The sequence below is a fragment of the Paenibacillus sp. P36 genome (assembly GCF_045866505.1).
In the GTDB taxonomy this organism is placed as follows: Bacteria; Bacillota; Bacilli; order Paenibacillales; family NBRC-103111; genus Paenibacillus_E; species Paenibacillus_E chondroitinus.
On record NZ_AP038372.1, the window covers coordinates 5,468,610 to 5,493,978 of the forward strand.

General features: G+C 47.6%; 23 protein-coding genes. 2 read left to right on the forward strand and 21 right to left on the reverse strand.

The window, feature by feature from the left end:
- Positions 1-40 precede the first annotated feature (40 nt).
- The 7 genes from ACKTT9_RS24735 to ACKTT9_RS24765 all read right to left on the reverse strand — a co-directional run bounded on the left by ACKTT9_RS24735 (position 41) and on the right by ACKTT9_RS24765 (position 7,556).
- Positions 41-2,272: a DUF3488 and DUF4129 domain-containing transglutaminase family protein gene (locus tag ACKTT9_RS24735; RefSeq protein WP_407867984.1), complete on the reverse strand. Its 2,232-nt coding sequence runs from the start codon at positions 2,270-2,272 to the stop codon at positions 41-43.
- Entirely contained in the window at positions 2,265-3,551 is a 1,287-nt protein-coding gene (locus ACKTT9_RS24740) for a DUF58 domain-containing protein (protein ID WP_407867985.1), read from the reverse strand. Before ACKTT9_RS24740 ends, ACKTT9_RS24735 begins: the two co-directional genes overlap by 8 nt.
- A gap of 4 nt (positions 3,552-3,555) precedes the next feature.
- Positions 3,556-4,515, reverse strand: a complete 960-nt coding sequence (locus ACKTT9_RS24745; protein ID WP_127449931.1) for a MoxR family ATPase — start codon at positions 4,513-4,515, stop codon at positions 3,556-3,558.
- A 317-nt stretch (positions 4,516-4,832) separates the two neighbouring features.
- A complete protein-coding gene (spoVAE, locus tag ACKTT9_RS24750; RefSeq protein ID WP_127449933.1) occupies positions 4,833-5,183 on the reverse strand; it encodes a stage V sporulation protein AE in 351 nt (116 codons plus the stop codon).
- Positions 5,180-6,199, reverse strand: coding sequence for a stage V sporulation protein AD (gene spoVAD, locus ACKTT9_RS24755; RefSeq protein WP_127449935.1), 1,020 nt, complete (start codon positions 6,197-6,199; stop codon positions 5,180-5,182). The genes spoVAE and spoVAD overlap by 4 nt, the downstream gene beginning before the upstream one ends.
- A gap of 4 nt (positions 6,200-6,203) precedes the next feature.
- Positions 6,204-6,677, reverse strand: coding sequence for a stage V sporulation protein AC (spoVAC, locus tag ACKTT9_RS24760; protein ID WP_157321810.1), 474 nt, complete (start codon positions 6,675-6,677; stop codon positions 6,204-6,206).
- A gap of 18 nt (positions 6,678-6,695) precedes the next feature.
- A complete protein-coding gene (locus ACKTT9_RS24765) occupies positions 6,696-7,556 on the reverse strand; it encodes a DUF421 domain-containing protein (protein ID WP_407867986.1) in 861 nt (286 codons plus the stop codon).
- 198 nt (positions 7,557-7,754) lie between these two features.
- Here ACKTT9_RS24765 and ACKTT9_RS24770 point away from each other — a divergent pair, with 198 nt between their 5' ends.
- Positions 7,755-7,961 carry a DUF1657 domain-containing protein gene (locus ACKTT9_RS24770; RefSeq protein ID WP_127449940.1) on the forward strand — a complete coding sequence of 69 codons (207 nt, stop codon included), beginning with the start codon at positions 7,755-7,757 and terminating at the stop codon, positions 7,959-7,961.
- 186 nt (positions 7,962-8,147) lie between these two features.
- Here ACKTT9_RS24770 and ACKTT9_RS24775 read toward each other — a convergent pair whose 3' ends face one another.
- The 11 genes from ACKTT9_RS24775 to ACKTT9_RS24825 all read right to left on the reverse strand — a co-directional run bounded on the left by ACKTT9_RS24775 (position 8,148) and on the right by ACKTT9_RS24825 (position 21,336).
- Positions 8,148-8,288: an N-acetylmuramoyl-L-alanine amidase gene (locus ACKTT9_RS24775; RefSeq protein ID WP_127449942.1), complete on the reverse strand. Its 141-nt coding sequence runs from the start codon at positions 8,286-8,288 to the stop codon at positions 8,148-8,150.
- A 27-nt stretch (positions 8,289-8,315) separates the two neighbouring features.
- Complete coding sequence (locus ACKTT9_RS24780; RefSeq protein ID WP_407867987.1) at positions 8,316-9,077, reverse strand: C1 family peptidase; 762 nt, start codon at positions 9,075-9,077, stop codon at positions 8,316-8,318.
- A gap of 613 nt (positions 9,078-9,690) precedes the next feature.
- A complete protein-coding gene (locus ACKTT9_RS24785; RefSeq protein WP_407873106.1) occupies positions 9,691-10,806 on the reverse strand; it encodes a rhamnogalacturonan acetylesterase in 1,116 nt (371 codons plus the stop codon).
- 3 nt (positions 10,807-10,809) lie between these two features.
- Positions 10,810-11,835, reverse strand: coding sequence for a glycoside hydrolase family 88 protein (locus ACKTT9_RS24790; protein ID WP_407867988.1), 1,026 nt, complete (start codon positions 11,833-11,835; stop codon positions 10,810-10,812).
- Between the two features lie 53 nt (positions 11,836-11,888).
- Positions 11,889-12,734: a carbohydrate ABC transporter permease gene (locus ACKTT9_RS24795; RefSeq protein ID WP_407867989.1), complete on the reverse strand. Its 846-nt coding sequence runs from the start codon at positions 12,732-12,734 to the stop codon at positions 11,889-11,891.
- 12 nt (positions 12,735-12,746) lie between these two features.
- Entirely contained in the window at positions 12,747-13,634 is an 888-nt protein-coding gene (locus ACKTT9_RS24800) for a carbohydrate ABC transporter permease (RefSeq protein ID WP_127449952.1), read from the reverse strand.
- A 100-nt stretch (positions 13,635-13,734) separates the two neighbouring features.
- The gene (locus tag ACKTT9_RS24805) at positions 13,735-15,054 is read right to left on the reverse strand and encodes an ABC transporter substrate-binding protein (RefSeq protein ID WP_407867990.1); all 1,320 of its coding nucleotides are present in this window, start codon (positions 15,052-15,054) and stop codon (positions 13,735-13,737) included.
- Positions 15,055-15,165: 111 nt separating this feature from the next.
- Positions 15,166-16,719, reverse strand: coding sequence for a response regulator (locus tag ACKTT9_RS24810; protein WP_407867991.1), 1,554 nt, complete (start codon positions 16,717-16,719; stop codon positions 15,166-15,168).
- A gap of 5 nt (positions 16,720-16,724) precedes the next feature.
- The gene (locus tag ACKTT9_RS24815; protein WP_181646169.1) at positions 16,725-18,494 is read right to left on the reverse strand and encodes a sensor histidine kinase; all 1,770 of its coding nucleotides are present in this window, start codon (positions 18,492-18,494) and stop codon (positions 16,725-16,727) included.
- A 129-nt stretch (positions 18,495-18,623) separates the two neighbouring features.
- Positions 18,624-20,663, reverse strand: coding sequence for a beta-galactosidase (locus ACKTT9_RS24820; RefSeq protein WP_407873107.1), 2,040 nt, complete (start codon positions 20,661-20,663; stop codon positions 18,624-18,626).
- A 190-nt stretch (positions 20,664-20,853) separates the two neighbouring features.
- The gene (locus ACKTT9_RS24825; RefSeq protein WP_407867992.1) at positions 20,854-21,336 is read right to left on the reverse strand and encodes a DinB family protein; all 483 of its coding nucleotides are present in this window, start codon (positions 21,334-21,336) and stop codon (positions 20,854-20,856) included.
- Between the two features lie 218 nt (positions 21,337-21,554).
- On the opposite strand from ACKTT9_RS24825, the gene ACKTT9_RS24830 reads away from it, so the two are divergent.
- Positions 21,555-22,457, forward strand: a complete 903-nt coding sequence (locus ACKTT9_RS24830) for a LysR family transcriptional regulator (protein ID WP_407867993.1) — start codon at positions 21,555-21,557, stop codon at positions 22,455-22,457.
- A gap of 619 nt (positions 22,458-23,076) precedes the next feature.
- Here the strand turns inward: ACKTT9_RS24830 and ACKTT9_RS24835 are convergent.
- The 3 genes from ACKTT9_RS24835 to ACKTT9_RS24845 form a co-directional block, all read right to left on the reverse strand.
- The gene (locus ACKTT9_RS24835; RefSeq protein WP_157321824.1) at positions 23,077-23,403 is read right to left on the reverse strand and encodes an L-rhamnose mutarotase; all 327 of its coding nucleotides are present in this window, start codon (positions 23,401-23,403) and stop codon (positions 23,077-23,079) included.
- Between the two features lie 139 nt (positions 23,404-23,542).
- On the reverse strand, positions 23,543-24,727 hold the full coding sequence (locus tag ACKTT9_RS24840; RefSeq protein ID WP_407867994.1) for an MFS transporter: 1,185 nt from the start codon (positions 24,725-24,727) through the stop codon (positions 23,543-23,545).
- Positions 24,728-24,892: 165 nt separating this feature from the next.
- The gene (locus tag ACKTT9_RS24845) at positions 24,893-25,366 is read right to left on the reverse strand and encodes a DinB family protein (protein WP_407867995.1); all 474 of its coding nucleotides are present in this window, start codon (positions 25,364-25,366) and stop codon (positions 24,893-24,895) included.
- Positions 25,367-25,369: the final 3 nt, after the last annotated feature.

Genomic DNA, 25,369 nt, shown 5'->3' on the forward strand with positions numbered 1-25,369 from the left:
GGAAAACCACCCCCCGGCAAGGGAAAGTGGCTTTCATCACCTATTTCATTTGTTCTTTTAATTTCATAATCGATTGACTCACGGTTTGATAATCGGTTTCGGTCGAAACATTTTGACTGTATTTTGCTCGTTCAAACAGCTCTAACACCGTTTCCAGATCTTTTTTCATCCATTTGCTCTGGCTTGACCACCTGGCCGTCGCTTCTCTCATCGTTTCATGCTCTAATCTGGTATAGCCCTTACGCCGGCTCATCCGCAGAAGCTTCTCGAATTCCACGATAATTTTCTGATTAAAATTAACGGCTTTCAATTGCTTTCTGTGCATCCGCCATGTTCGCCAATAATTGCTTTTGAGCAAAAATACAGCGCCAGCAGCAATTACTAGAGCAGCACCAACACCGCTTAACGTCAACCATAGCCAAGTGAAGCTAGGTGCTTGACTCGTCTCTTCAGGCAGTGTAACCGGATCGCTCTCTGTCGTGGGATCAACAGGCGGAGGTGTCTCCGCTGGGAACACATTCGGAAGCGCAAAACCGGAAGTAGGCTCGAAAGGGATCCAGCCGAAGCCTTCAAAATACACTTCAACCCAGGAATGAGCATCCGAATTCCGGACTGTATACGTACCGGCAGCGTCGGCATCAATGTCTTCACCGAATTGACTCAAAATACCAAATTCTCGCATCTGATCAGATTGCGGAGAAGTTCCTGATGAGTACCCTTTCACCCAGCGGGTCGGAATTCCGATTGAACGAGTAAGCACAGCCATTGACGTGGAATAATAATCACAGTATCCCTGTTTGATTTCGAACAAGAATCGATCTACAAAATCCTTGCTTTTCCCTTTACTTTCGTCCGGTGTGTTCGTATAAGGGTAATGCGCTGATAGATAAGCCTCAATCAGCTTGGCCTTATCATAAGGATTAGTCGCTGATTTAGTGATGTCGATCGCAAGTTGTTTGACTCGTTCGGGAAGATCCTCCGGTATTTGCAGATACTCCGCCCATTCCGGCTTATTCGCATAGTCATTCTTCACCTCGCGCAGCTGCGCTACATCCAAAATAGGCTCTTGAGTAATAATGGCATACTCTTTGGGATAATTCGTTCTGCCCGTGTACCGGAGCTCAGATTGTCGAGGCGACCATAGAATACGCTGGAACGGATTCTCACCTTGATTCACTTCCACCAGACGCTGAACGGCATATCCGCCGAAGAGTACCGGAAACACATCTTCTCTCTGCATAACAACAGTTTGTGTGACTTCCTGGGTTTTCAGCAGTGAGAGATCAAATCTCGGATCAAGAGGCAGTGTATTCAAATTGACTCGATTCATCGGAAGCTTTTTCTCATTCGGACTAAGCTCCCAACCTTTTCCATTATACTGAGCTCTCGTCTCACCGCGGAAGTAGGTGCGTTTGCTCGTTTCAACCGTCATGACAGGTGTGTAATCAAATTGAAACCCGCCACCCAGATGACTGTCATCCCTGCTGTAACCCGAAGAAGTATCGGCAGTAGAAGCCGTCACGCTTACCCCTTTCCCTAATAGAGGTACAGATTCTCCCCGACTCACCTTATAAGCGGTGTATGGATCGGTTAAGACCGGTTCTACGGTAGGGGCCAGAAACCCAACAAGCGTAATAACAGCTACGATCAGCCCCACTGGAAGCAGAAGCGATGAGGGATAATCCGTAATCGTCTCCCAAATAACAGGTGCCCGTTTCTTCAGCTTGGCGAAGTGGCGAACCATCAGCAGCGAAAATCCGCAGAAGATGACCATAGCTACTTGCGGCCACAGAAAAATCGTGCTGAAGGAATCTCGTATGGCAAAAAACAATATACTGACAGCAATGAGAACGAAAATACGCAGCCTCGATTTTACTGACCACATAGCAAATAAATAGGTAAGCCAAGCAGCTAAGCTAAACCAAATATATGGCTCTAACTGACCTGCGTTTAAAGCGACCCAACGGAGTGCAGTCTTCCATGTTGTCACTTTTACGGCAACGAAATGGTAACCCATCCCGATGATGTGAAGCGCAATGACCAATCCAAATTGAATGAGAACTCGCCATATGCGGCGAAGATGCGGAATCAGATACGTAACCGCTGCTAGACTTAATGTTCCTGTGACAAAAACGACCGTTTCAGGGAGCCACAAGCCGTCTTCCTTCATAATCCAAATCACAAATTGATACAGATAAATACCAGTAAGAATCGCACTAAGGCGCTGTTCCCAATCCGTAAAAACAATTCGCTTCCAGAGTGAGCTAAGCATAACGTTTCGCCCCTCCCAACAGGTTAGGCAAGTCCGTTAATTGACTGACCTCGTACCCCATATAGCCTTGTGAGCGAATCGCCTTAACCCAATCATCTTTTGCGCTATCCTGAACCGCACCCTGCAGTTTGAACGCATGCGAAGGTTCAGCATGTATCCACATATGGCAAGGATTCATTTGCAGATGCTCGAGTTGTGTCAGCACCTGCATCATGACCGAACCCTTTTGCGGGGAAATAAGCACAAAGAAGCAGCCGGCGGGGAGTTCCCGCGAATGTTCTTTCAAAATTTGCTGCAGAGAGCGAAAGCCGTCCGCTTCGACCCCGACCAAATGTTTTAAAATATGCTTGTGGTGATTCTGGCTTTGTTTCGGTTCAAAATAGGTGGATTCTTTCCCGATGGACAGCAAACCAAGCGCTAAGTCGCGGCCGGACCCATAGCGGAACAAAGATGCCGCTACAGAGACTGCTAGTTCAAATTCAGCCGCGTCACCATAGGCACGAGCCGAGCGATCCAGTAAAATGATCGTTTTGGGCAGCGACTCCCTTTCGAACTCCTTGGACTTCCAAGTCCCGGTCTTCGCTGTGGCATTCCAGTGAATGCGGGACAAGCGGTCCCCGTAAATATATTCACGAACACCGTTAATTTGCGTCGTTTCCCGGTGCGCTCTTGTCGTCGTAGAATGATGCTGCATGCCTTTGAGCATTTGATGGAATTGCGCCCATTCCCGGATGGCCACAGTTTGCGGATACACCGTAACGGATTGCTGCAATTCCAGGCGTCCCTTGTGCTGGAAGAAGCCAAAGATATCCTCGGTCAAACATTCCGTATCGCCAAACCGGTAATACCCCCTTCGCAGTGGAGGCGTGCTGTACAACAATTCTCCCCTGCGCTTCCAGTCCGGAATCAGCGAACCTTCAAAGATGGTTTCTTCTCCACTCTGGCGAATGAATTGATCTTTGATAATCATATAAGGAATCGGCCAAAAACCAGGAATTTGTACGCCAATGCCGATTTGCAGCGATTGACCCGCTTCAAGCTGTGCATCTTGCCCTTGAATGGAAAGCTTGCGCGTCCCTTGAGCGCGTCTAATGCCGCTCCAGTTGCCTGCGAGCAAGTAGATCGCCAAAAGAGTGATGATAATAAACAGCATGGAGGCCAGCTTTCCTCCTTGGAATAGCATGAAGAATAAGCTAGCCGTAAAGCAGGAGATCAGTAGCCATAAAGGAGCCGGAAACCGGGGACGTTCCCCGAATCGTTTGAATACCGGTCGAGTCATAGGCTCACTTCTCCAATCGAACCGGCACGCGAACCTGCTCGAAAATCGAACCGAGCACGGAGTTAACGGTAGCTCCATCCATGCGTGCTTCGGAATGAAGGATCATTCGGTGACCGAGCACAAAAGGCGCAAGGTACTTGATGTCATCTGGAATGACATAGTCTCTGCCTTTTAAGAACGCATATGCCTTGGACGCTAACACAAGCGAAAGCGTGGCACGTGGACTTGCGCCCAGAAATACAGCGTGATGGTCGCGCGTTTTCCTGGTGATATTAACTAAGTAATCCGATACCGCGTCATCCATATGTACCCTGCGCGCTTGCTCTTGTGCTGCCAGTACTTCCGACGTATCCATCACCGCATGCAAGGCTTCCATCGGATGCGCTTTGATTTGCGAAGCAATCATCTGTTTCTCGGCAGCTTCGCTCGGATAACCCAAACTAAGCTTAATCATAAAGCGGTCAAGCTGCGCTTCCGGCAGAATATACGTGCCTTCGAAATCAATGGGATTCTGAGTGGCCAGCATGAGAAAAGGAGAAGGCAGCTCATGGATATCGCCGTCTACCGTAATGTGCTGCTCTTCCATGGCTTCCAGCAGTGCCGATTGTGTTTTGGTCGTTGCGCGATTGATTTCGTCGACAAGTAAAATATTCGCCATGATCGGTCCTGAGCGAAACAGGAATTTTTCTTCTTTGGGATGATATATAGAAACACCGGTAATATCCGAAGGCAATAAATCGGGATTGCACTGAATGCGACGGAATTGGCCGTCGATGGAACGGGCGAGGGCTTTGATCAGCACGGTCTTGCCAGTACCAGGCACATCTTCGAGCAACACATGTCCGCCGGCCAGCATCGCAGTCAGCAGTAATTCAATCTCAGCGCTCTTGCCGAGTATGCAGGATTCTAAATTCGTTTTCAGTCTTGTTAAAACTTCTACATGATGATGGGTGGCAGTTTCCATGACTTAATCCTCCTTAGAGTTTTCGTAAGAAAACTTACTTCGTAAGCGTATGCTGCACGGCATTAAAACCTCATCTTGTCACGACCGCCAGGCGCAAAAAAACGCCAAAATGACCGTAATTCTTAAAATAGAAGAGAAAAAGTGCGTAAATCCAGTTTACAGCAAAGTTTTTCGTCCGTATACTTGTAATTCCTCTAAATTTATTTGTTAAAATTACCCATGTGCATTTGGCGGCGTTGCAAAAGAAAAAAGTGCAGCAATTTGAAGGTGTAAGGCGATTACACCAATCAATTTGCTGCACTTGTTGCAGATCGTTTCTATCCCTTTGGCTTAACAAATACGGCGGCAATAAACGAGAAAATAATCGCGGCCGAGATACCCGCGCTGGTCACTTTGAAAATCCCGGTTATGATCCCGATGTAACCGTCCTTGTGCAGCTCTTCCAGCGCCCCATGCACGAGGGCATTACCAAAGCTGGTAATCGGGACGGTTGCTCCCGCACCCGCAAATTCAATAAATGGGTCATATAAATTGCAACCATCCGCAATAGCTCCAAGGACGACAAGCGTACTCATGGTATGCGCCGGCGTCAGCTTCCCAACATCCATTAGAAGCTGCCCGAAGACACAGATAGCACCGCCAATGACAAAAGCCCAAAAAAAGTTCATGCGTACAACCCTCCAGACTCAATAGAAACTGCATGCGCGATACACGGGATACTTTCCCCTTGCTGGAAGGAGAGCGGTGACAGCAAAGCTCCTGTAGCAACAACAAGGATGCGCTTCAGCTCTCCTTTCTTCATGCGTTTGAGGAGATGCCCATAGGTGACGGTTGCGGAGCAGCCGCAGCCGCTGCCTCCGGCTTGCACATTTTGCGTGTCCCGCTGATAGATCATTAAGCCGCAGTCATCATACGTCGTTTGTTCAATCGGAACCTTGTGCTTTTCGAACAGTTCACGTGCAATCTCGGAACCGACCGCAGCCAGATCCCCGGTTACAATGAGATCATAATAACCCGGCTCGCGGCCCAAATCGCGGAAGTGAGCCTGGATCGTATCCACCGCAGCCGGAGCCATCGCTGCGCCCATATTGAAAGGGTCTGTGATCCCCATATCCACAACCCTGCCGATCGTTGCCGAGGTGATGACGGGGCCATCCCCCGTCTTCCCGAGCACGGCCACTCCAGCGCCGGTCACGGTGTATTGCGCGGTCGGCGGCTTCTGCGATCCGTATTCCGTCGGATAACGGAACTGCTTCTCCACCGTGCAGTTGTGGCTGCAGGTGCCTGCCATTATATAATTGGCCGCGCCTGAATCCATTAACTGCGCGGCAAGCGCCAGCCCTTCCATTGAGGTCGAGCAAGCGCCGAAGATGCCAAGATACGGCATGCCCAGCGTGCGTGCCGCGAACGTATTGGAGATGATCTGATTCATCAGATCGCCTCCAATATAGAACTGAATTTGGCCGCCCGTGAGCCCGGCATTATCAAGGGCATGCTGCGCGGCTTCCTCAAGCAGCGCTTTCTCCGCTTTCTCCCACGTCTTCTGGCCGACCGTCAGATCGCCATGCACGATGTCAAAGTCTTCCGCCAGTGGACCTTCGCCTTCATCAGGTCCAACTACAGTCCCTGTGGACAGAATGACCGGACGATTCTCGAAAACCCAGCTTTGATGCCCTTTCAGCATAGCATCAGCCCCCACCCATTATGATTAGATGCAAGAGTCCCACAATGAAAGCTGCCACGGTGCCAAAAACGATGACAGAGCCCGCTAATTTGAACATATTCCCGCCTACACCAAGGACTAATCCCTCAGCCCGGTGCTCAATTGCAGCAGAGCAAAGGGAGTTCGCGAATCCTGTAACAGGAACTGCGCTGCCGGCCCCAGCCCACTGAGCAATTTTATCGTAGATGCCAAAGCTTGTTAAAATGACCGAAATGATAATCATAACAGCCACGGTAGGGTTGCCGGCTGTTTTCTCAGTAAACCCGAACCAATTGATAAACATTTGCATAAAGCACTCACCAATTAAGCAAATCGTGCCGCCAACTAAAAAAGCTCTAAGGCAATTTTTCAAAACAGGTCTCTTGGGTTCAATCCGTTTTGCTAATTCCTGATATTCCTGTTGGGTCATTGTTAGATTTTTCTTCTTATTGTTGGCCATACTTTCCCTCCTGCTTGATTAGGATCTTAACAGGGTATGAAGATCCTGAATGACCTTCGTCATCACCACGGAGCTGTCTTGATACATTTTTTTCGCATCAGGATGCTTCGTTGTTAAGGAATACAGCTCAAGATCCGCTTCGCATTTCTTCAGAGTTGCAAGAAGCGCAGGTCTTTCGCTCGGCTGAGGCACTTGCAGCTTGTCATCATAGAGATCAACGGTTAATTCGCCGTTGGTGTCTACATGGCCAAGAAACACATTTTCTTTCGTTACTCCTAGCTTATCCAGTTCCGTTTGCAGCCATCCCATTCCTTTCCCTGCTGCAGCCAGCGGCTCCTTTTGGATCACACCATCCATAATGACCGTTTGGGTCGGCTTTTCTGTTCCCAGCTTCATCCCCAGATGCTTGGGCGTCAGAGGCTGTGACTCGCTTTTGAGCAAAACACTCAGATCACCGCTGGATTCGAGCATCGCAAACTCCACATCCGCCACTCGGAAAACACTTTTCGTACGCAGCTGCTCAAGAAGCTCGTCCCCTGTGTACCGCTCCTTTTTCAAATTATCCTCAAGCACCTTCCCATCTTTGATGAGCACTGTGCCTTTCCCTTCAAACCACGTACGCAGCGTCTTGCTCTTGAGTGTTAGCAGCTCCAAGATAAACGGCACAAGACACCAGACCAATATGGCAATAACCCCATGCATAAAGTTGCTTTCTACATCCGTTGAAATGACACCAGCCAAGTCACCTAGCGTGATACCTATCACATATTCGAAGAACGTCAGTTGAGATATTTGTTTCTTACCAAGGATTCGTGTCAGTACAAACAGAATAACTAGCGCGCTAAATGCTCTAATAACGATATGTAGCCAATCTGCCACGGGCCCGTTCCCCTCTCTTTCTTAGTGCTCCAAACAAAGTCATTATGTGCAAAATAAGCGAGTGCTATCATTGAATTGATTTGTATTTAATTGTCAATTATGAGAACGAAGAGAAAGGGTATATTAATGAGCGCAAACAAGTGAAATCGTTATGCTCTCTTTGGTTGCAATCCAAATTCAAATGAAGAGGTGTCTACCATGACTGTAGCTGCTCAAGTAAAAACAACACTAGCCTCCCTCAAAAGCGCGCAAGCCAGCCTAGAGACCTTTGCGTTGTCTACGCAGAATCAGGAAGCTAAACAACTGTATGAAACTGCCGCGATGGCTGCCCAAGACATTGTGAATCAAGTTTCCTCCAGGGTGCAGCAATTGGAAAACGAAGAGCCGCAATACAAAGGCTTCTAGTCTGAACACAAAAACAGCCGATACTTACGAGAAACGCTCTCGTGTACCGGCTGTTTTTGCTTTTTAATACATCATGAGGAGAATGAGGGCAAGTAATACAAAAAGCACTAAAATAAGCAATTTGAGATGATCTTCTTTTGGCATGTGAGCCGCCCCTTGTTTCAGATCGTTTCCGTTAAATCTTCCTTATTGTGTCGGTTGGCCGGAAGCTTTCCTCAATTCATTCGCTAAACGGTGAAACTCATCTCTTGCCTGCGGGTCCTCCGTTGCCATGTATGCCGCAGATAAAAAGGCAATGATTTTATTCGCGTCTTCAACACTTATCACAGCTTATTCCCTCCTAGAAGCACCACTTTATTTTCCGGTCCAATAATCGAAGGTCAGCACATTGTTTTTGAAAAAGGAATAAGGCAAATAACAGTAGCCTTGATCTCCCCAACTTTTTCCCCAAGAGTTGCGGACGATCATTACGCCTTGGCCTTTCTTCTTGCCGTCTCTGTACCCAACAGCCAGCATAGCGTGCCCGCCTAGCAGCATTTCTTTTTTTCGATCTGGATAAGGGACACGTCCTGTTCGGATAACCGGCAGGCTTTCAAAAGAGCTATACAGCCATATGCCGAAAACAACAGGCTGACCGTCTGCCAAAGCCGCTTTGATTCCCGCCAGATCGTGAATGCGATGATAACTGCCGATGCGATAATTTCCTGCCGTTTGTTCAGCCTCTTTATCCGGCTTCTCTTTATATTTGGCAATTTGATACGGCCATTCGCTTTCCGGGCAAACACCGATTTTCTGAAGCACTTTCATCCCGTCGCGGACCGTTGCGCCAGAGTCCCTACTTACCGTGCCTTCTAATTGCCGCTCATGCCAATAATGAAAAAGCCGGGATAATCGAAGCGCTGAATCGCTTTCTTGACGCAGCCAATATTCACGTAATCCGCTTACAATGGCATTCGACGTGCAAGATCCTAAATTCCCTTGATTGACAATTGGAGAAAGCTTGCTCCGCAGGTCGACTTTGCCGGGCAGCTGAGATTCACGGACATAATTGGCACTTCGGTAAAAATAGTCGCGAAAGTCACGTTGGTCCCTCTTTACCGTTAACTTTCTTCTCATCTGTTTTCCTCCCCATTGCCCGTTTGTGGAATTGTTACTCCAGTGTATTCATGCATAGGCAGGAGCGTGCAGAAAAGCGCATACCCCTCTGGCATGCGCGCGGCTTTTTCATGTTAAACCGTCCAATCATTTGACTTCTACTGGACCTACGGATTTGATATTCGGGAACTACAGGGCGCTATTTCTCGGAAAACACATGTTTTCTGGGCGAAAGGGAACTGTGGGCCTCTATTCCACGAATTTCGACCAAAATGCCTGTCGCAGGGGTCAGATAAGACCCTGTAGTTCCGCTCATCGAGGAAATTGCTCGATTTCTTCGAAATAGAGGACGCCAGTTCCCTTATGAACAGCCTTAGCGGAATTTTTCGCTAGTCTTTCTGTGTCTGGTGAGGTGGAAGGTTGCAAATGTTGAGTAGAACGGTTGGATCGTGGAAGGTAGGTAAAGTAGCTTGATTACGCAGGCTTTTTGTTGTACAAAAGCCACCGCATGACGTAGCACGAACAACAAGGCGTTATTTCCCAGAAAATAACGTGCCCGCCCAAACGAAAAAACCAGGTAAACCACGCCTGTTTCAGACGGATCCACCTGGTTCTATTAGAATCTCCTCAACGCTTACCGCAGATAGCGTGAAAGCGGCTGTATCTGTTGCTTTCGAATACACGCAACGACTAGCTCGGCGATAGCGATACCGCCTTTTTCTTGAAAATGCGTATTATCCTCTGCTCCTTTTGGGAAGTTAGGAAACTCCCCGGGCCAGGCCCACATGAACAAGGATTTGGTTTCCTCAGGACCGAGCGCTTCGAACAATTGCTTGCTGGCTTCCGCCAGATCAATGAGCAGAACATCCGCCTCTTCGGCCAGCTGTTTCATAGCTTCGATATACTCGCCGTGGGTGTCGACGATTTTGCCAGCTTCATCAAAAAATCTCCGCTGCACTGGCGTCACCAGAATGGGAACAGCTCCCCGCGTTCGAGCCTCCTGAATATAAATCAGGAGATGCTCTTTATACGTGGTAAAAGGGGAGGTCGCCCGCTCCTCATCCAACTTTTGATCGTTATGCCCAAATTGAATGAATAAATAATCATTCGCATTCATCGTATCAAGAATCGGCGTAAACCGTCCTTCGCTCAGGAAGCTCTTGGAGCTGCGGCCGGACATCGCGTGATTCGATACAGCGGCATCCGATTTGATGAACAGCGGCAACATTTGTCCCCAGCCGGTGTACGGATATCCATCCTCGGGCTGATCGGTTACCGTGGAGTCGCCAACCAAATATAAGGTAGAAGCTTGAGGCGCCGAAACGATCTCGAGCGCATTGATGCGCGGTGCAGCGCCTGAGAAGGCAAGCCTCAATTGCCCATCTGCTACATGGACGCTAAAGCTGCTGGACACGAACTCCCCGGCCGCCGTTCGGCATTCCGAAAGCAGCAGCCTTCCCTGCCCTACCTTCAAGCCCGTAACCGTTGCGGTAATGAGATCCCCCATCAGTGTGTGAATCGTGTAATTGCCATTCGGCAAATCGACAAGAAACACAGCGCCCACAGGAATGCAAAAGTCTTGACGAAGCGCTTCCGGTCTCCCGCGATCCCTCTCATATACCTCTGAGCCAACCCTAAACCCATAGCCGCCGTTACTCTCATGATAAAAAGAATCATGGCTAATTTTCGTGAAACCCTCTTTCGCACCACTCTGTTCAGGACCAAAGTCGAATTTCAAATGTATGTTCATCATTTACCAGTCCCTGCGGTTTAGTAACGAGGATAAGAAAATCAGTCCCAATCCTTGACCCCAGCCTTGAATCCGTTTGTAGGGAACTCCTTTGTAGCCGTCAATATCCCGCATCACCGCTGTTCCGGCAGACACGCCCGTGACTGTACCGTCATCTGTTATACATGAAAGAATCCCCTTGATCGACTTGTTTGTATATTTATTGTATAACGGCCCTGCACCGATGAGGGTGGCCGCGATACCTGCGGAACCGGATGTTTCCAAATACGCATCCTTATCCGTCAGAACGGTATGCCATAATCCGCTTTCATCCTGTAACCGCACGAGTGCGCTTAATTGATCACGCAGAGAACCTTCAATAATCATAAAAGAAGGATGCGTCACATGTACGAGCCTCAATGCGCGTGCCATCGTAATGGCAGCCCACGAGTTGCCGCGTGCCCAATAAATGCCTGACATGTGGTTTTGCGCCAAATTGTCCCAGCCATGGTAATACAAGTTCGTCGCAGCATCCTGCAGCACATTTTCATGGCCGTGGTACTGCTTCAAGCCGTCCTCGAAATAATCCTCACGATTCAGCATCGAACCGATCCGCACCAGGAAATAACCCGCCATGAACATCGTGTCCACCCATGCCTGCTCTGGGAAATTGTACGTTTCCGAATTCACAGTATGCTGGAAAATGCCGTCTCCAAAACGCTCCGCCTCATGCTTCAGGAAGTCCGCCATTTGCGTAGCGATTTCCATATACCGCTCTTCCCCGGTTTCCTTGTACAAGGTTAACAACGAGTGACCGATCGAGATGCCGTTGACGGACAACTTGGGCAGCCCGTCTTCCAGCTTCTCATCGACCCATTCTTTTAACAGTTGAAGATACTCTTTATTTCCGGTTGCTTCATAGGCTTCCGTCACCCCATAAAAAGCTACGCCGCCTGGCCAATCCCAATTAAAGTCCATGCGGAACGTTCTATGCACAACGCGGTCAATGACTTCGCGAATCTCATCCGGATCAAATTGTAAAGCTGGCATCTCTTCATTTCCTCCCTGTAGCTGGTTATTGATCAAATGAGCATTCATTCTCATTACCCTTTCAAACCGCTCGTCGATATTCCATCAACAATATATTTTTGGAAAATCATAAACACAACGAAAATCGGAACTAGCGACAACGTCGACATCGCGAACATACCGCCCCAGTTATTTAAGGATTCGCTGTCCAAGAATAGCTTAAGCGCTAGGGATACTGGATACAGCTGGGCATTATTTAAGTAAAGCAACGGCGTGTAGAAATCGTCCCATCTCCAGTAGAAGGAGAAGATTGCCGATGTCACGAGAGCCGGGACGATAAGCGGGATAATGATTTTGTAGAAAATGCTGTATTTGCTGCAGCCGTCCATTTTCGCGGCTTCATCAAGCTCAGGCGGAATCGTGCGGATAAACTGCATAATCAGAAAGATAAAGAACGGAATTCCGAAAAACTGCGGCACAATAATCGGTTTAAAGCTCGATAACCAGCCAATTTTGGCGAACAAAATATACTGCGAGATAATCGTTACATCTTGAGGCAGCAGCAGCGTCAACATCACCATGGCGAACCAGAACTTGCTTCCTGCAAATTTGATGCGAGCGAAGCCATATCCGACAAGAGCGGAAGAAGCCACAGCGCCAATCGTTGAAAGAATCACGATAATGAAGCTGTTTTTCATGAAGGTCGCAAACGTGATGCCCGCAAATCCCTTCCAACCGGATACATAGTTGCTCCACTCCAGCCGGCTGGGAATCAGTGAGGTTGCCGTTGTATAAATCTCATCATTTGGCTTAAAGGAACTGGCGACCAGCCAGAGAATCGGATAAATCGCAGTAAGCGCGATGAGGCAGACGAACAGATGATACAGCACTTTTTTCAAATTTTTTGCTCGAAAAACCATGTCAGATCCCTCCTAGCTCTCGTAATGAACCCAATATTTTGATGTTTTGAAAATAACCAAGGTGATGAGCCCGATTAAGATGAGCATGAACCAAGCCATTGCTGACGCATAACCCATTTCAAAGAAGACAAATGCGCGATGGAATAAATACAGTGAATATAACAGCGTATTGTTAAGCGGACCGCCTTCACCGTTCGAAATGATATAGGCCGGCGTGAAGGTTAAGAAGCCCGAAATCGTTTGCAAAATGAGATTAAACAAGATAATTGGACTTAACAAAGGCAGTGTGATGTGAAAAAATTTGCGAACAGGTCCTGCTCCGTCCACGCTTGCCGCCTCGTAGTAAGTGCCTGGAATATTTTTAAGTCCAGCTAGAAAGATAAGCATTGATGAACCGAACTGCCAGACCGATAAGAGCACCAACGTGCCAAGCGCCGTAGCCGGCAAGCCAATCCAAGAAGTGGTGGTGTGGATACCAATGCTGCCGAGAAACGCATTAATTAACCCTTTGTCACCGAAAATTTGACGCCACATGATAGATACTGCTACGCTTCCGCCAATCAACGAAGGCAAGTAGTAGGTAGCTCGGTATAAGCCAATTCCTCTTGCAGCACGATTGAGCAGCATGGCTACCAATAAGGCAATGATCAGACGCATTGGAACGGATGTAAGCACGTAGATTAGCGTCACGCGAATTGAATCTATGATTTTGTCATCACTAGTAAACATCTTCTCGTAATTCGCAAATCCTACCCATCGCGGCGGAGACAATAAATCATACTCCGTGAATGAGAAATAGAGCGAAGAAAACATGGGAAACAGCGTGAAGATCAAAAAACCAAGAATGAAAGGTGAGACAAACACATAGCCGACTATGTGATCATTTTCACGTAGTTTCATAATTCCACTCCTTTATGCTTATCATTTTCTGTGTATTTGGAAGGGCAGCCGGATTAGAGCCACCCTTTTATACCTGTAACTTGTGTCAAACTATCCATACTTACTTCTTATTTTTCGCTAAAATGGCATTGGCTTCACTCATGAATTTGGCAGCGGCCTCTTCCACCGTAAGCTTGCGAAACAAGATTTGCTCTTGCATATCGCGGAGCAGCTTGCTTACTTCTGCGGACCCGATCGGATCAGGAGGATCCATGGGGCTGCTGTTCTTCTCCACCCAAGTCACATAATCGTACACTTTCAATTCTTCTTCAGAGAGCGTTGGCTTTAAGCCTTCCTTGACCTTCGAGGAAATCGGAATCCCCCGATCGCCTTTGATTAATTTATTAGCCTCCAAATCATTTAAAAACCATGAGATGAATTTGGCGGCTTCCGTCTTTTGTTTGGAGCTTTTGGCGATGGAGAACAACATCGTTGGCTTTAAGTAAAGCCCTTGGTTCCCGTTCGGTCCCGGCAGTCCGGTTAAGCTGAGCGGTTTCTTGGCGGCTTCCTGCAGCGACGTGAATTGATTCGACCACGCCATCGTCATGAAGCCATCCCCTAGCGCAATCGGATTCTCCTCAGGCGTCAGCTTGGACAATGACTCTTTGTCCCAGTCGCGCATATAGCCCGCTTCATACCACTCTAGGTACATGGTGAAGTAATCTATAAAATAGCGTGGATCGCTAAATCCAAGACTCGTACCATCCTGACTAAAATAGTGCTGATCTTGCGTACGCAGATAGTATGGGAAAAACTGGTCAAAGCGCATATGGTCGAGCACTTTCCCTTTTGCCTTCATCCGCTTGGCGATTTGCTCCAAATCGGACCAGGTCCAGTTCTTCGGGATGGCAGAGATCCCCGCCTCCTTCAACATGGCGGCATCATAGGTGGTCCCCATCGCATTAACACCTAACGGGATGCCGTACAGCTTCCCGTCCACTCGTCCGGAATCAATCGTCTCGGGTGATGCTGATCGCACATCGATCGTTCCGTTATTCGTCAGCTCGGACAAATCTACTAATTGATCCTTTGTTGCATATTGGGTTAGATACGAGATATCCATCTGGATAATATCAGGCAATTGATTGGCCGCAGCTTGTGGCGCTAGCTTTTTCCAGAAGTCATCAAAGCCGGCATATTCCGTATCAATTTTCACGTTAGGATTCAGCTCCTGGTACATGGCAATCAGCTTCAACGTGTAGTCATGTCTGGATTGACCGCCCCACCAGGCAATTCGCAGCTTAATTTCTTGTTTGGAAGTGCTTCTATCAGACTCCATGTTCCTCGGGTTTCCATCGGCAGATGGTTGTTTCGCGCTGCATCCGATGATGGCGAAAATCAATGGAATGAGAAGCATGGCCGGTAAACGTCTGCGTTTCATTGTTAGCGTCCTCCTGTGTACCCTGCGCCACATCTCTTATTATGGGCTCGCAGAAGCAAAAATTGAATCTAATTTACCGCGTTAAATGTTCAAAAAACAGTGAATACGGGCCTACATCGTCAGCTTCTTATACTCGGATGGCGCGCAGCCGGCAATCTTTTTGAACACCTGTGAAAAATACTGCGGGTTATCGCCGAAGCCCAATTGTTCGGCTAACTCGAACATTTTGACATCATCATTCGATTTGATCATCTCCATAGCTTTTCGAATTCTTACCGTGACAACGTAGTTAGAGAAACGCTCGCCCGTCTCTTTTTTGAACAATTTGCCCAAATAATCCGGGTTCATATACAGCATTTTGTGCGCTACCCAGTTGAGTGACAGCTCGGCATTCGAGAGCTCCGCGTTCACAATATCGATCACCTTCTGAATGACCTGGGAATGCTTATTTCTGTTCTGTTCAAAAATGGCGTGAGTAATTTCAGAAGCGGTTTGCTTCAGCAGCTGGATGCTCGCCTGCAGTGTTTCCATCTGTGAAATATGGCCAATAAGCCCCATATACTGGTGCATTTGTGGTTCTGCACATAACCTTGTCATGGAAATAAAGCTTTGAATGACATACGATTTTGTCGTCTGAATGTCCAATCGGGAGTTCACAAGAAGGTCTTGAAACGCTTCAATACTAGCTTCAGCTTCTTCCCAGTTTCCTGCGCGGATCGGAAATAGAATGCGATCTTCATCAAAAACAAACTGGGCTTGACTCGGCTGCGCAGATCCCAAAATGTCGCGCATCGTGATAAGGCCGCCTTCACCCAGATAAAAACGGTGGCTCAAGCAATCTATCGCTTGCAGATACAATTTTCTGGCTTCCCCGATTTCCCCGGACTCGCTTAGAGCAGCGGTGGTATCGATTTTGTAATACAGCATGAAAATACGCCGAATTTCTTCAATTTGCTCCTGCAGCCGTGTCATATCTTCCTGATCCTCGATCATGACCAAAATTTGCTCCGCGATAGTAGAGCTCAGGAGCGGTTCATCGAGAATATCTTCGGCAATATTTTTCACAGCAAATAAATGCTCATATTCAAACTTGTCTTCCAGCCGGAATAACAACAATCGAACTTTCCTGCCGCTGACATGCAGTCCGAATAAATCCTGATAATATTCCCAGTCGCGGCTGCCATACGATTTATTCGTCACGAATTCCTTCAAGAATTGCTCTTTGACATGCGGAAGCACTTTCTGCAAATTGGCTTTCATCGACTGAATGAAACCTTCTTTGCTCTCCTCCTGTTTGTACTCGGCAGCAATTTCACTAAGCGCTTTCAAAATGCTGTTCTCGTTGCACGGCTTCAACAAGTAGTGTTTAACGCCATGCTGCATCGCAATTTGTGCATATTCGAATTCATCAAAACCCGAAAGCATGATGAAGCGCGTATGAGGATGTGTTTCCTTGACTTTGGCGACTAACTGCAAGCCGTCCATGCCAGGCATCCGAATATCACTGATCACAATATCCGGCTCGTGTTCACACACAAAAGCGTAAGCCTCAATCCCGTTGCGGGCGGTTCCTATAAGCTCGGTATCAACCGATTGCCAATCCACAATGGATGAAATCCCTTCCAGAATCATCCGTTCATCATCAACCAATAACACTTTATACATCGTCGTTACCCTCTTTTCGTCATCGGAATTCGAATGGTAATACGTGCGCCGCCATCCGTGCGATTCTCTACTTGAATACCGAACTCTTCGCCAAACGTCAGCTTAATCCGTTCGTCAATATTTTTCAGGCCGATGCCTGTGCCTTTGGATTGGCGCTCCCCTGTCAGGATTTTTTCCAAATAAGCCTCATCAATCCCTGGACCATTATCTTCTACGATTAGAAAGACAGCATCGCCTTCCTCCCGCCCCCAAATGTGAATGATACAAGGTTCCAGCATGACCTCGACCGCATACTTAATCGCATTTTCGAGCAAAGGCTGCAGCGTCAGCTTCGGAATGCAATGACCTCGCAAAGCTTCCGGAACGTCGAGCCGGAAATCCAACCGCTCCTCGAAACGCACCTTTTGAATCGTAATATAATGCTGCACAAGCTTCAGTTCGTCTTCAATCGGAATCATATCCTGCTTTAAACTAATCGATGAACGAAGCAGATAACCCAGCGATTCCACCATTTGCGAAACTTGCTGCTGCCCATTCATCTTGGAAATCCAATTGATCGACTCCAATGTGTTATACAGAAAATGCGGGTTGATCTGCGCTTGTAAGGAGCGAAACTCCGTCTCTTTGATAATGAGCTGCTTCGTGTAGTTCTCTTTGATCAATTCCTGTATGCGCACAATCATCATCCGGTACGTCCGCTGAAGCAGCCCAACTTCATCCATCTGCTGCGAAATCGGTGCAATTGGCGGAAGCTCCGAATTTTCCAGATCGCCGATTTGCAGCCCCCGCATATTGCTTATTAAGCCTTCAATGGGACGAGTAACGCTTCGCGCAACCGCCATCCCGAAACCAACGAGCAGAAAGAAAGAAATAAGGAATGCGGCGATCATCCAATTTTTCATCAATGTCAGATTATAAAAAATCGTTTGAAACGGCAGCGTATTGTAATAGGTCCAGCCCAAATAATCGGAATGAATGTGAGACACGAAATATTTCTCGCCATCCTGTTCAATAATGCGAAATCCCCTCACGGAAGCTCCGACTGGACTGTTTTCACTAATCAATGACTTCATGCTCACAGACCTCGGATAAACTAAAGTCCCCTTGGAGACAATAATGAGCTCGCCGTCGCGGGTTACAGCTTCCCTCGCATATTGATTCACCATCTTGTCCAAATTGACATGCAGCACCAGGCTGCCAAGCTTCTTCAACTCCAAATTGTCCGAAGATCGGATTTGCCTTGTTGCAATAAGGCTGTAATCCTGCTCATCCGGATTTACCCAACCCAAGCTGCCCGCTCCGCGATCCGAAGTTTCTTGGATCAGAGCTTTCCGCTCGGGAGAAAGCGTTGTCAAATTTCCGCTGGAGTAGCTATTTCCCATCACATCAGTAATATCCGCGGCTGAAATATACGTCTCCGAGTTGATATACTGGACCAGCCGGTCTACGAGCTTGGCGCGGGACTGAATGCGGATATAATCCGATTCATTCGAATTCATCACAATCAAATGCTGCTGAATTTGCTCATCCGACATGATGCTGAACGTCAGCCGCTCCACTTTGTTCAACTCATTTTCAATTAACGTGGAGGAAAGATTCAGAACTTGCGACGATTTCTCGTAAATTTGCTGATCATACATCGAAAAGGCGATCTGTAAGCCTACCAGTGAAATGCTGGAGCTGACAGCCATTGTAATGGTAATAAGCAGAAACAGCTTCGCTTTAATCCGCATATTACGAATTTCATCGAACCAGAGGCGGAAGCCCGTTTTCATGTAAAGTTCACCACTTTTCTTTCTGTGTAAGGTCTTGTAGCACTGATTCTTCGCGGTGGAGGGCGCCATTCCCTCTAACTGCATAAAAAAAGGATGCTGGAAATAAATCCCAACACCCCATTTATCGGCCTACGACCTGCTTCGCTTCAGAACTCGCACCCCGTAAGATTGAAGTACTATGCTTGAATTGACGGTACCTGACTCCGCTGTTCCATCCGAAATAAGCATGTCGGAATAGGATTGTTCATCGAGCAAAACCGTCTGATCTTGGTCGCTGAAATTCATCAGGAAAATGAAATCATGCACCCCATCTGTGCGGATTTGTGCTGTCACCTGGTGAGGCAGTTCCGTTTGTAAAGCTGGCTTGATATTGGCCTCTTTTATAATCTGCTTATAGAAGCTGTTCTGGAACGATTGCTCCGCACGAGCTGCCATGTAGTAAGCTTTTCCTTGTCCAAAACGATTAACGGTCAGGGCTGGCATGCCCGCATAGAAATCTTCACCATAGACAGCAAGGGTCTGAGCCCCTTCCAAGTGGATCAGCTCGCACAGCTCACGAACCTTAAAAGCTCCAGTTAGTTCAAGCGGGTTCCCCTCGTTGCAGATGATTTGATTTTCATCCTGATCGTAAAGCCCGTCGATTTCTTCCGACCAAATACCAAGCGTTTGACGAAGCGGCCCTGGGAATCCGCCAAGGAAGCACAAATCGTTTTCATCGACGACGCCCGACCAGTACGTGGCTACAAAAGTGCCTCCACCAGCAACGAATTGTTCAATCCTCTCTCCAACTCCAGGACGAACCATATAAAGCATTGGAGCGACAACGAGCTTGTATTTGCTAAAATCACCTGTCATATCAATGACATCAACCGGGACGCCCTGATCCCAAAAAGCTTGATAATGACTTAGAACCGTCTGCTCATAGTTGATTCCCATATTGCGTGGACCTTGCGAATCTTTCACGGCCCAACGGTTCTCCCAGTCGAAAATGACGGCAGTTTCCGCCGGCACGGTCGTACCCAAAATTTCCGTCAGCTGCTCAAGATGACCGCCTAGCTCTGCAACATCACGGAATACGCGTGTGTGCTCATGACCGACATGATCGACTACTGCGCCATGAAGCTTCTCGCTGGAGCCACGGCTTTTGCGCCACTGGAAATATTGCACAGAATCCGAGCCGTGAGCGACAGCCTGCAAAGAGGATAGCAGATGCATACCCGGCCGCTTCAGCTTGGAAACGGGCTGCCAATTCGTGGTGCTCGGCGTGCTCTCCATCAGCAGAAACGGTTGTCCACCACGCAGGGATCGGAACATGTCATGATTGAGCGAGAACCATGCGGCCAAGCTGCTTTGATCCTTGGCATGATGCCAAGTTGGATACGCATCCCAAGAGATTACGTCCAGCACATCCGTGAACTTCCAGTAGTTCAACCCTTCGTAAGCGTCCATGAGATTAGCTGTCACAGGAAGTTCTGCGTTGATGGCTTTCAGGGGAGCGATCTCATGTCGGCAGAAGTCAACCGTCTGGTCTGTCACGAAGCGTTTCCAATCGAGATTCATGGCATGCACAAGTTTCTCGCCGTGTGGTGCCGGGGATTCGATTTGCGACCAGCTTGTATACGTGTGGCTCCAGAAGCTTGTCCACCATGCCTGGTTCAACGCGTCAAGTGTTCCGTATTTGCTTTGCAGCCATCCGCGGAATGCCTCTTGGCAATAATCACAATGACAATCATCGCTATATTCATTGGAGATATGCCAACCTACAACGACTGGATGCTGAGAATAGCGTTCAGCCAATCTTCGATTCATCTCCGTTACTTTCTCACGATAAACAGGGGAGGTGTAGCAATGGTTATGGCGTGCACCAAAAAGATTGCGCACACGATTAGCGCCAACGCGCAGCACTTCCGGATATTGCTCCGCCATCCATGCCGGCCTTGCCCCGCTTGGGGTAGCCAACCAGGCGTAGATGCCATTCTCGGCAAAGGTATTCAGCACGCGGTCCAACCATTCGAAGGTAAACACCCCTTCTTCCGGTTCAAGAGCGGTCCAACCAAAAATGCCGACAGCCATTACATTGCATTTGGCAAGCTTCATTAAACGAATATCTTCTTCAAGCACCTGCGGATCATGCTGCCATTGATCGGGATTGTAATCGGCGCCATGCATGAAAACAGGAAGCTTAGGACTAACAGGCGGAAATTTGTATGGCAAGCTGTTCACCTCTTGGATATTTTTGGCATTGATCGAATTGTCAATTTCATACCATAAGTATCCATGACATCGCTTACTAGTGCAACCTCATTTTTCATTTAAAAAAAACCGAAGCATGGTTGAGCCATGCCCCGGCTTATGTTGTTTATGCTTGCATGCTTTTACTTTGAATCACCTTGAGTAAACAATCGCAGGTTGCAAGATGCATCCCTTCGTGAACGACTCCGAAATTGAGCAACTCCCCTACTTTATAAAATGTGAGCGGTCCAAATGGCAATGGATTTTCGAATGTAACCTCGAGACTCTCTGGGGATAACTCGCTTATTTGGTTTAGCTGGGCGGATAACTGGACGATGAGTTCTTCTTTAGATGGTGGAATGTGGGTCCAGCTTGCCGGCGATGTCCCGGAATTGAAGAATGTAGCATAGCTTTCAGGAATCATCGAATCCTTCGCAAACCCGATCTTCATATAAGCGTCCATCCAATAAACCATGTGTCCAACATTCCAGCGAATCGTGTTATTGTAGGAATCTGCTTGAATATCAAATAGTTCTTCCGGGATGCCCTGTACCTTGTGAAGTACCACTTGGCGTACTGTTTTTGCCGTGCTGATAATGGTTTCTGACATTTGAATTCCTCCTTTTGGGTGAGAAGCATTTGGTATGCTTTTAGTATAGATTTCACGGGAGGTACCATCAATGCAGTACAAATTACCGAAACGTTAAGTATAAGTTAATGATCATGCATTGACAGAGAAACAAGAGGAAGCAACAATAAGGATTAGAAATCTCTTAAATTGAAAATGCCTTCCATCTTCAGCGATGTTTTTGAAAGCGAGTGTGAGCTATGGAGTTAAAGCAGCTGCAATACTTTATGGCGATTTGTGAAGAACTTCATTTCACGAGAGCCGCCGATAAAATGGGCGTGAGCGCTCCCAACATCAGCCAACAGATTAGAAGATTGGAGGAAGAATTAGGCGTTCTCCTTTTCGATCGAGTTGGCAAAACAATCGTCCTCACAGAAGCAGGAGCCATTCTGCAAGAACATGGTGCTGCTGTGTTTGGACATCTGAAGCAAGCGAACGATGCTATTGCCGATCTGAAGCAGATGCAAGGCGGATCGTTATCCATCGGTGTTTTGCCTGGTGATGCGGATCTCCTGTTTAACGCCTTGCTCCTGAGTTTCCATCAGACCTATCCCACCATTACGCTCTCACTGATGGAAACCACGAGAGTCACGGAACAAGTACTGGACCGCAGCATCGATGTTGGCGTCACGATTGGACCTGTCAGCGATGAGAGGCTCACCTCCATCCCTCTATTTCACGAAGAATTTTCGTTGGCTATAAGTAGGAATGATCCCCTTGCCGATGAGAATTTCATCCCACTGAGCAAGCTGAATGACTTAAAAATGGTCATGTTTCCTCCAGACCATCAATGCCGTAAACTGATTGACCGCTTCTGCATGGAGAAAGGGTTTACTCTGCAGCCGCATATGGTGACTACAACATTATCCTCCCTCCTCCAAATGGTGCAGAGCGGAATTGGTGCCTGTGTGCTGCCACGCCTGCTGCTCGATACCCTTCCAAACAAAGAGATAAAAGTGGTTAGCCTGCGCCAGCCAACACCTTCCCAGGACATTTGTCTCATCTACCGCAGTGACAGGTATGTCGGATATGCGATGCGTACTTTTATTAAAACGCTCAGAGCCTACGTCGAAGCCGCCATCCAACAAGCGAAAACTTCGTAGGGGGAAGGCGCCTGCCAGCTTTCCTCTTGCGAGCAGCAGCTGTCGGCTAACGGACTGAGATGACGCTATTTGCTGCTTTTGAACGGGTTTTAGCTTCTAACGGACTCCAGTGCCGTTATTGGCCGTGAATTTGCCTAAAACAGCAACAAAATCCAATAATAACGCTGCCTCAGTCCGTTAGCACTTCAAATTCAGCCGAATTCGGCTGAATAACGGCTGCTGGGTCCGTTACAGAAAGCTAGCTACTTGAGGGGAGTGACGGACGAGGCACTGTTGATGGGGTTCATGGCACGTTAACTAGTTGGCTACTATTGGCGGTATTCTTGGTACTTCAGCCGCCCAACTTGCCTCTCTTGCGAGCAGCAGCTGTTGGCTAACGGACTGAGATGACCTTATTCGCTGCTTGTGTGCGGGTTTTAGCTTCTAACGGACTCCAGTGCCGCTACCTACCATGAATTTGCCTAAAACAGCAACAAAATCCAATAATAACGCCGCCTCAGTCCGTTAGCATCTCAAATTCAGCCGAATTCGGCTGAATAACGGCTGCTGGGTCCATAAAAAATGGCTATCCCTCCGCCATTTTCATGACTTCCGGGATAGCCTTTTCGTAATTTATGTACTATGCCAAATAAAAAACTTCGCGCATCGGTTGAATCGGTACAGCTTCACGGAAATCGAAGGAGCCTACGACCATTTTGCTCGTAATTGCATTCCATCGATTGCAAGCCTCGCTCTCAGCCAAGTAAGCAAAAGCGGCTTCCAAGTCGTCGCATAAAAAGCAATAAAAGAATTGATTGCCATTTTGGAAGATGGAGTAATCCCTGATCCCTGCTTTGCTGTGTTCTTCCATAATTTCTGGCCAAGGCGCCAAATGCATTCGGACGTATTCCTCCAAATCTTCCTCCCGAATCGTCCATGTCCATGCGAACTTCCCGCTAGTGGTCATGCGCTACACCCTCTCCCCATTTATTGGATAACCGATTACTTTTACTTTACCGCGCTAAGTCTGTCCCGTCAATGCTCATCCCCATCAAAATAAAAATAAACAAAAAAAAGAAGTCACGAGGACTTCCGTTTTTTCGTTTTTACATTTGTTTGATACTACGAGATGCATATACAAACCAAACAAAAGAAGCAAAACAAAGCAGAGCAATAAAACCATATCCGCCAAATACATCATAGCTCGCTGCGAAATAGCCAAAACCAAGACCCGCGAACGTGCTCAACACATTCTCGCCCAACGACTGAAAGGAATCAATGGTTGCCCTCGTGTTTGATTCTATGCGGTGATGCAAATAACCGGAGGCAAGCGGCTGCATGACGCCAGAGAACAGGCAGATGATAAACATGGCTGCCAACCCGATGGAATCATGGCAAATAGAAACACAAAGGAATCCGACCGCGATCGTCGCGGTAATACAGACAATCAGCCTCTTGTAGCTGAATCGCCGCAAAAGCGCATAGGATAGCAGATTGCCAGGCAGCTGCAAAAGCATTATAACCGAAGACAGCACCCCGAAAAAGTAGACAGGCGTCCCTAAACGGCTCGCGTACAACTGCCAAAATTCTCCCACATAACTCATTGACGCACCAGTAACCATACCGGAAAGCATAACCAGCGAGACATTGGGATTTTTTCTAAAAAAACGCAACGATGCCGTGACATACGTTTTAAAAGGAACAGCTTTCTCAGCATCCGTGCCCTCCGCACACTTCTGCGGCTCGACCAGCAGGAACGCAAGCATTAGGGCAATGCCCGAACTGACAAGCGATAGCCAGTAGTTCAGCTCAAGACCGAATTTACCAGCGAGCAGGCTCCCGCAAAATGCCGCAAGAATAGCCGAGAGCAAATCACAGGCGTTCAATCGTCCTAACAGCTTTTCGAAATGGGAACCTTTCCCCTGCTGCATTAATGTATCATACAACAAAGCGTTCTCCGATCCGCTGCTTGCTGAACGAGAGATGCCCGCCAAAAAGACGACGAGCGCAAAATGCCAAAACTCTGTCGCAATGATCAGAATCAGAAACTCGCAGCAGCCTAGCAGAGCGCTTAGAACGAGCATTTTTTTCCTGCCCCATTTGTCCGCTATAACACCTGTTGGAACTTCTAGCAGCACGATGGTCAGTGCAAAAATAATTTCCGTATACACGACCATCTGAATGGTCATGCCCCGCTCCTCCCAGTACAATCTCTCAATAACATAAGCAGGGATGAGACTGGAAAAAAAGCGAAGCGCAAACAGCACGCGTATGTTCCTTATGTTGTTCATATGGAGCTCCTCTCCGAAATCTGATTGGGTAGATGAACTCAACCGGATCGGGGGCGCTCGTGAACAACGAAACGTTACGTCTTAGCAGGGAGGCCTTGCGAACTTGTTGAACCTCATCACTTGAGGATCTCCTCCATTCGTCAAAATCTCATTTCGTTGAATAATTTATTGGGATAATAATACCTTGTAAATTTTAATAACACTAAAATGCATGCCTTCATGATATAAATTAAAGCTGAGGAACTGCTCTAAGGATTCAAGTTTCATCCCTGCCGAAGTTGTATAAGGCGTCACGTTGTCTTGCAGCCGGTTACCCAGTTCATTGCTAATTCTCTCAATCTGATTTTTAAGGAGAAATTTCAACTCTGAGAGAGTAGGAACGACAATGTCCGCTGGCGTAGTTAAAGGAGATGTCTTGTATTCAAATTGCTCCTTGAACCCCTGTGGTAGTTGAACTGGAAGATCCATGTATTGAAAAGCGTACCTTTCCATGACGACATAAATATGTCCCAACTGCCAACGAATTGAATTGCGGAATCCATTCGGAATCTGGTCCGCTGTTTCTTCCGAAATCCCTTCAACCGCTTGAAGAACTTGATTTCTAACGAATGTCAACTGCCTGAATAAGAAATGTTCCAAAAT